The 6,570-nt window shown below is 68.8% G+C and carries 7 protein-coding genes, 1 other RNA gene and 1 pseudogene; 1 reads left to right on the forward strand and 8 read right to left on the reverse strand.

Annotated features, from left to right (window positions below; genetic code table 11):
- The 6 genes and pseudogenes from Q0L11_RS11080 to Q0L11_RS11105 form a co-directional block, all read right to left on the reverse strand.
- A pseudogene (locus tag Q0L11_RS11080) lies at positions 1 to 86 on the reverse strand (division/cell wall cluster transcriptional repressor MraZ); the annotation flags it as partial.
- A gap of 296 nt (positions 87 to 382) precedes the next feature.
- An RNA gene (gene rnpB / locus Q0L11_RS11085) (RNase P RNA component class A) lies at positions 383 to 774 on the reverse strand.
- A gap of 53 nt (positions 775 to 827) precedes the next feature.
- The gene (locus Q0L11_RS11090) at positions 828 to 1,553 is read right to left on the reverse strand and encodes an N-acetylmuramoyl-L-alanine amidase (RefSeq protein ID WP_296597291.1); all 726 of its coding nucleotides are present in this window, start codon (positions 1,551 to 1,553) and stop codon (positions 828 to 830) included.
- Positions 1,550 to 2,443 (reverse strand): DMT family transporter, encoded by an 894-nt coding sequence (locus Q0L11_RS11095; protein WP_296597293.1) that lies wholly within the window; start codon positions 2,441 to 2,443, stop codon positions 1,550 to 1,552. The genes Q0L11_RS11090 and Q0L11_RS11095 overlap by 4 nt, the downstream gene beginning before the upstream one ends.
- Before the next feature lie 60 nt (positions 2,444 to 2,503).
- Complete coding sequence (locus Q0L11_RS11100; RefSeq protein ID WP_296597294.1) at positions 2,504 to 3,394, reverse strand: alpha/beta fold hydrolase; 891 nt, start codon at positions 3,392 to 3,394, stop codon at positions 2,504 to 2,506.
- A 96-nt stretch (positions 3,395 to 3,490) separates the two neighbouring features.
- Positions 3,491 to 4,129: a DUF3052 domain-containing protein gene (locus tag Q0L11_RS11105; RefSeq protein ID WP_296597296.1), complete on the reverse strand. Its 639-nt coding sequence runs from the start codon at positions 4,127 to 4,129 to the stop codon at positions 3,491 to 3,493.
- A 2-nt stretch (positions 4,130 to 4,131) separates the two neighbouring features.
- Here Q0L11_RS11105 and Q0L11_RS11110 point away from each other — a divergent pair, with 2 nt between their 5' ends.
- The gene (locus tag Q0L11_RS11110) at positions 4,132 to 4,734 is read left to right on the forward strand and encodes a histidine phosphatase family protein (RefSeq protein WP_296597298.1); all 603 of its coding nucleotides are present in this window, start codon (positions 4,132 to 4,134) and stop codon (positions 4,732 to 4,734) included.
- Positions 4,735 to 4,801: 67 nt separating this feature from the next.
- On the opposite strand, the gene Q0L11_RS11115 is transcribed toward Q0L11_RS11110, so the two are convergent.
- Positions 4,802 to 5,944 (reverse strand): acyl-CoA dehydrogenase family protein, encoded by a 1,143-nt coding sequence (locus Q0L11_RS11115; protein WP_296597300.1) that lies wholly within the window; start codon positions 5,942 to 5,944, stop codon positions 4,802 to 4,804.
- A gap of 125 nt (positions 5,945 to 6,069) precedes the next feature.
- Positions 6,070 to 6,570 (reverse strand): acyl-CoA dehydrogenase family protein (locus Q0L11_RS11120; protein WP_296597302.1); only part of this gene is annotated, 501 nt, incomplete at its 5' end.

Here is a 6,570-nt window from a genome sequence, read left to right on the forward strand (position 1 = left end):
GGGCCCGAGAGCGCGGCGCGGTATTCCTGCGGCACAACGATGCGCCGCTTCGCGTCCAACTGCTTCTCGAAGGTCGAGAGAAACATCTCTCCGAACGGCCCCCTGCCCTTCGCCGATCAGCCTGGGTCCGCGCCCCGACCCGCCACCCTGATCTACGAATTGCAATTGGGTTAACATGGGACCAGATGGGTTTCAATGACACTCAATGACTATTTGCACGAAAACAAAGGTGTCGTTTGGGCGCAGGGTTAACCCGCGCGGATTATCAACAGAACATACACAGAACTGATAGTTAACGGCAGCGCTCTGATCTCGCCGCTTCGGACGAGCGTGCAAATGCGTCGGTTGTCCGAAGCTTAACGACGCCGAAGCTGTGGATATGCGGATCAGACGGCCTGTAAGCCGGGTTCTGTGCCGCCCCCTGCGGGACGCGGCGGTCATTCCTCTGGACCGACCCTCGCGGGCCGGTTCTCGCGACCTACCCGGACCCCTCGAGCCGGCGACGGCTCTACCCGGCAGTATCCTTGCGGACTGGCCGGGCGCGGGATCCCTATTCGGTCTTGCTCCTGGCGGGGCTTGCCATGCGACCCCTGTTACCAGCGGCCCGGTGCGCTCTTACCGCACCCTTTCACCCTTACCCCGGCCGAGGCCGAGGCGGTCTGCTCTCTGTGGCGCTATCCCTGGGGTCACCCCCGGCGGGCGTTACCCGCCGCCATGTCGTCGTGGAGCCCGGACTTTCCTCGAGCTTGCGCCCGCGACCGCCCGGCCGTCTGATCCGCGGCGGAAGTTGGGGAATTGGCGAGGAGAGTCAAGCAAGTCCCTCCCCGCTAAGGGAGGGACGAGAGCCGGAGCAGGGCGATCAGACGCGCCCGGGTCTCGCCGTCGGCGATCCCGTCCACCTTCTCTGGCCGCCAGTGCCGCTGGAAGGCGCGGACCACCGTCGCGGTGTCGGCGTCGAACCGGCCCGACGGCGGCAGGTCGTACCCCAGGCGCGTGAAGCCGGCCTGCAGCGCGAACACGGCCGCGCCTTCCTCGCCCTCGCCGATCGGCTCGCCCGGTGCGGACGGCGCCTCGGCCCAGAGGCCGTGGCCGGCCTCCGCCAGTCGTTTCCATGGGAACAGCTCGCCCGGATCGTCCTTGCGCGCCGGCGCGACGTCGGAGTGCCCAACGATGTCGCGGTCCTCGATGGTCCAGCGGCCGCGGATGTCGCCCACCAGCGCGATCACCGCGGCGACCTGCGCCTCGGGGAACGGGCGATAGCCGAACTCGTGTCCCGGATTGACGATCTCGATGCCAATGGAGTCGCCGTTTATGTTCCTCCGCCCCCGCCAGAAGGAGACGCCCGCGTGCCACGCCCGGCGCTCCTCGGGCACCAGGCGGAAGATTCGGCCGTCCTCCTCCACGACGTAGTGCGCGCTGACCTTCGCTTCGGGATCGCGCAGGCGCGCGATCGCCGCCTCGCCGGTCTGCATGCCGGTGTAGTGCAGCACCAGGATGCTGGGCGTCACCGTCCGCGGGTCGAAGTTGGGTGACGGGGCTTCGATGAAGTTCATTCCGCGCGGCTCCGGATCGCCATCAGCATCGACATCACCTGGTTTCCGCGCAGGGCGATGATCAGCACGCCGGCCAGCGCCAACGCGGTCCCGATCATCATCCGCGGGCCGAACGGGTCGTGGAATGCCGCCACCCCCAGGCCGATAGTGGCCAGCGGCGTCACCAGGATCAACGCGGAGATCAGGTTGGCCTCGTACTTCTGCAGCAGCGTCACATAGAGCGTGTGGGCGCCCAGCGAGACGACCAGCGCCGAGAAGACCACGGCAGCGACGAACGGCCAGCCGGCGGCGAGCCCCGCCTGGATCTGCCCGGGCTCGAACCACGCGGACAGCAGCGCCATGGGGAACACCGAAGAGAGCCCCACCCAGGCCTGGAACGTGATCGGCCGCATGCCTTCGATCTGCTTGGTCATGACGACCCCGATGCTGGACATCAATGTGGCGCCGGCGATCAGTAGCAACCCGGTCGACAGCGCGAAGCCGTGCGGGTTCCACATCACCACCAGCACCCCCGCGAAGGTGAGCGCGATGCCGAGGGCGCGGCGCCAACGGATGCGCTCGCCGAGGAACAGCACCGACAGGATCAGCGTGATCGGCATCCCCAGTTGCAGCACCACCGCCGCGGCGCTGGGAGTCGAGTACTTCAGCCCCACGAACATCAGGCCGAAATTGCCGCCGCCCATCAGGAAGGCCGTCAGCACCAGCCGCCAGAGCGGCCGCGGCGCCGGCCGCAGCACCGGGATCAGGCATGCGGTGACGATGGCGAAGCGGGCGGCCGCATAGAACAGCGGCGGCACGTCCAAGACGCTCACGACGTACTTCGAGATGATGTTGTTGACCGCCCAGACCATGCACATGGCCATGAGCAGGCCGAAGTCGCGGAAGGCCATGGCGCCCTGCTAGGGCGCGCCAGGCGAAAGGGGAAGCCGGTTTCGGCGCCGCAGTTCGCCTCAGTCGCGAAGGAACGCCTCAAGCGCGCCGTTCACCTGGTCCATGTGGGTGACGAACAGCCCGTGCGGCGCGCCGGCCAGCACCTTGAGCTGCGCCCCACGAATACCGGCGGCGAAGCGGCGCCCGGTAATCTCCAGCGGCGCCGAGGCGTCGCGGTCGCCGTGCAGGATCAGCGTGGGGCGATCGATCCTGGAAAGGTCGGGCCGCACATCGGCCTCGATCAGCGCGCGGAACGTGGCGATCGCGACCGGCAATGGCGTGGAAAGCATCTGCGCCACCAGCCACTCCTGCATGGCCTGCGAGGTCTGCGGCGTGAAGAACGGCGGCTGGTTGTCCCGCGCCCACTTTGGAAAATCGGCGCGCCAGTCGGCGATCCTGCTCTCGAAAGCGGCCCGCGGGGCCCCGTACGGATTGTCCGGTCGCTGGATAAGGCAAGGACCGGCCGGGGCCAGCATCGCGATGCGGCGAATGCGGTCGCTGCCGTGGCGGGCAAGGTAGCGCGCCGCTTCAGCCCCACCCATCGAGTGGGTGACGAGGTCGACCTTCCGCAGGCCCAGACCATCGATCACCGCGGCGATGTCGTCGGCCAGGGTGTCCAGGTCGTAGCCGCTCGCGGGGACGTCGGACCGTCCATGGCCCCTGCGGTCGAATGCGATGCAGCGAAAGCCCGCGTCGGCGAGGTGGGCGACCTGATAGGCCCACATCTCGCTGGTCAGGGCCCAGCTCGCCACGAAGACCACCGCTCGCCCCTCCCCCCAGTCGCGGTGGAAAAGCGCCGCGCCATCCTTGGCTCGGATCGCCGAGGGTCTGACGGCCGCCGCCCCCGGCCGCGGGGCAGTGGTGACGGCCGCGCCGGCGAGGGCCGAGGCGAGGATCTGGCGGCGGTTCATGGCGTGTCTCCCTGAATGCCGGGAGATCACGGCAACGTCGGCGGCCGGTCGATTACGCGGCGGGTAATGGGCCAGGTCCCCGCCCGGACCGCCCTCTCACGCTCGCCGCCGCGTGAACCTTAACGCGGTCAGCGTCTCGGAGAAGCCGACCACCTTGTTGTCCACCAGGCCGAACGACTTGGCCGCCGCCATAACCTCGACGTCCTTGACCGTGGCAGCCTTGCCCTTGCGCGAGACCACCCACAGCGCGCCCTTGTCCGCCAGCGTGGGAACCAGCTGGCCGATCCGCCCCAGCGCCTCCGCGTCGTCGGCGGCGTAGAACAGGATGTCGAGCTCCGAGAGGTCGTTCAGGGGCGCCGCGCCCCGCGCCGCCAGCTCGCCGGCCAGGGCAGTGTCCTCCACGTCCAGCACCGCCACCCGCATGCCGGGCTTCACGCCGATCTTGTCCAGCCGGCCCTTCGGGTTGGCGATAGCGTCCGCCCAGCTCTTCGCCTGCTTCTCGCCCAGGGCGAACCGCGCGCCGTCGGCCAGCACGAGATCCGCGCCCTCGGCTCGCACGCCCTTCAGCCCCTCGGCGCCCCATACCCGCCGCTGTGCGCCGCGGAACAGCAGCCTCGGCGCCTCGTACTGCAGGCGGCCTTCGTCGGCGCCGTCCGCGAACCGCCCCGTCGTCCGTGCGTCCTTGCCCATCGCAAAGCTCTGGCGCACGACCACCGTTCGGGCAACCCGAAGCATCCATGGACGCCATCGTCTTCATCACCCATCCCGAAGTGGTCATCGATCCCGCCGTCCCCGTTCCGCGCTGGCCGCTGTCGGCGAAGGGACGCACGCGGATGGAGACCTTCGCCGACGCGTTGGCGGGCGGTCCGGTCGCCGCTGTCTGGTCCAGCGACGAGCAGAAGGCGCTGGACGGCGGCGCGATCCTGGCCGAGCGGCTAGCCGCCCCGCACCGCGTCGATCCGCGGCTCGGCGAGAACGGCCGCGAGTCCACGGGCTATATCGCGCCGCCGGAGTTCTGGGAGGTCGTGGCCGAGTTCTTTGCGAAGCCCGACGAGAGCGTCCGTGGATGGGAGACCGCCCGACACGCACAGCAGCGCATCGTGGACGCCGTCACGCGCCTGGACGCCAATAGCCCGCCAGGCGTCGTCCTCGTCGTCTCGCACGGCGGCGTCGGCGCCCTACTGACGGCGCACCTGCAAGGCGTGGAGATCGGCCGGGAGGATCGCCCGCCGAACCCCGCCGGCGGCTGCTATTTGGTGATCGGGCGCGGCCCGCTCGTGCTCCGTGGCGGCTGGCGCGAGGTCGAGACCCCGGCGGCAGCGTTGGCCATCTGGGGTTAGCCCGAAACGACAACGGCCGCCGGCGTGATCGCCGGCGGCCGCCGAAGTCGTCGTCGTGGTCCGTACGTCAGGCGGCCTTGCCCAGCGACAGGAACTCGTAGCGGGCCAGGTGATGGTCGACCGAGCCGAAGGCGCTTTCGATCATGGTGGCGCGCTTGAAATAGTGGCCGATGGCCATTTCGTCGGTCATGCCCATACCGCCGTGAAGCTGGATGGCGTTCTGGCCGACGAACTTGCAGGCCTTGCCGATCTGCACCTTGGCGGCGCTGGCGGCCTTGGCGCGCTCGGCGTCGTCGGTGACCTTGATGTTGGCCATGTAGGTCATCGAGACCGCCTGCTCGACGTTGATGAACATATCGACCATGCGGTGCTGCAGCACCTGGAACGAGCTGATCGGCACGCCGAACTGCTTGCGCTGCTTGGTGTACTCAAGCGTGCCTTCGTGCAGCTTGCGCAGCACGCCGCAGGCTTCGGCGCAGGTGGCGGCGATCGCTTCGTCCACGACCTTCTCCACCAGCGGCAGGCCGCCGTCGGCCGGGCCGACCAGGGCGTCGGCGCCCAGGCTGACGTTCTCGAAGTAGACCTCCGAGGCGCGGAACCCGTCGACGGTGGGATAGTCGCGGGTGGTCACGCCCTTGGCGCCCTTCTCCACGATGAACACCGAGATCCCCTGCGCATCGCGCTCGCCGCCCGAGGTGCGCGCGGTCACGATGAAGTGGGTGGCGAACGGCGCGCCGATCACGACCGCCTTATGGCCGTTGAGTGTCCAGCCCGCGCCGTCCTTCTTGGCCGTGGTCGAGACGGCCGCGAGGTTGTAGCGGCTCTGCGGTTCGGCCTGGGCGAAGGCGAAGATCGTCTTGCCCTCGATGATGCCGCCGATGAGGTCCGCCGCGCCCGCGTGGCCCGAGTGCTTCAGGAAGCCGCCGCCGATGACGACCGTGCCGAGGTACGGTTCGACGACGAGCGCCTTACCGAACTCTTCCATCACGATCATGTTCTCGATCGGGCCGCCGCCCAGACCGCCCAGTTCCTCGGAGAACGGCGCGCCCAGAATGCCCAGCTCCTCGGCGAAGGCCTTCCAGACCTCCGGCCGCCAGCCCGGCTCCTTGGAAACCACGGCCCGACGCTTGTCGAAGTCGTAGTGGTCCGCCAGGTACGCCGCGACCGTGTCGCGCAGCATCGACTGTTCTTCGGTGAAGCTGAAATCCATCCTCGGCGGCTCCGCTTTATGCTTCCCCCGCCGTCGCAGGGCGGGGGTTGAAGGTCAAACAGTTGTTCGTCGGCTAACCGATAGCCCGGCGGGGCCGGGCTGTCAGCCACGCTTTCGGCGCGGGATCAGAGCCCCAGCACCGCCTTGGCGATGATGTTGCGCTGGATCTCGTTCGAGCCGCCGTAGATCGACGTCTTGCGGCCGTTGAACATCTCGCCGGCCAGCCCGTTGGCGTAGCTCGGACCGACCGTGGCGTTGGAGCCCGACAGGTCGCGCAGGAACGGCGCGCCGTAGTGGCCCACCGCTTCCAGCGCCAGTTCCTGCAGGCGCTGCTGGATCTCGGTGCCCTTGATCTTGAGGATCGAGCTTTCCGGCCCCGGGCCCTTGCCGCTGCTTTCGCCGGCCAGGGTGCGAAGTTCGGTGAACTCCAGCGCCGTCAGGTCGATCTCCAGTTCGGCCACCTTACGGCGGAAGAACGCGTCCGCCAGCAGCGCCGAACCGGTGTCCGAGCGCTCCGTATTGGCGATCGAGCGCAGCTTCTCCAGGTTCCGCTTCGAACGCGCCACGCCGGCGATGCCCGAGCGCTCGTGCGCCAGCAGCGCCTTGGCGCAGGTCCAGCCCTGGTT

Origin of the sequence: Phenylobacterium sp., assembly GCF_024508875.1 — a bacterium.
Taxonomy (GTDB): domain Bacteria; phylum Pseudomonadota; class Alphaproteobacteria; order Caulobacterales; family Caulobacteraceae; genus Phenylobacterium.

Coding starts and splice junctions, on each gene's coding strand:
- Q0L11_RS11095 (WP_296597293.1), bottom strand. CDS start 2,443: ATGGCCTTCCGCGACTTCGGCCTGCTCATGGCCATGTGCATGGTCTGG.
- Q0L11_RS11100 (WP_296597294.1), bottom strand. CDS start 3,394: ATGAACCGCCGCCAGATCCTCGCCTCGGCCCTCGCCGGCGCGGCCGTC.
- Q0L11_RS11110 (WP_296597298.1), top strand. CDS start 4,132: ATGGACGCCATCGTCTTCATCACCCATCCCGAAGTGGTCATCGATCCC.
- Q0L11_RS11105 (WP_296597296.1), bottom strand. CDS start 4,129: ATGCTTCGGGTTGCCCGAACGGTGGTCGTGCGCCAGAGCTTTGCGATG.
- Q0L11_RS11115 (WP_296597300.1), bottom strand. CDS start 5,944: ATGGATTTCAGCTTCACCGAAGAACAGTCGATGCTGCGCGACACGGTC.
- Q0L11_RS11090 (WP_296597291.1), bottom strand. CDS start 1,553: ATGAACTTCATCGAAGCCCCGTCACCCAACTTCGACCCGCGGACGGTG.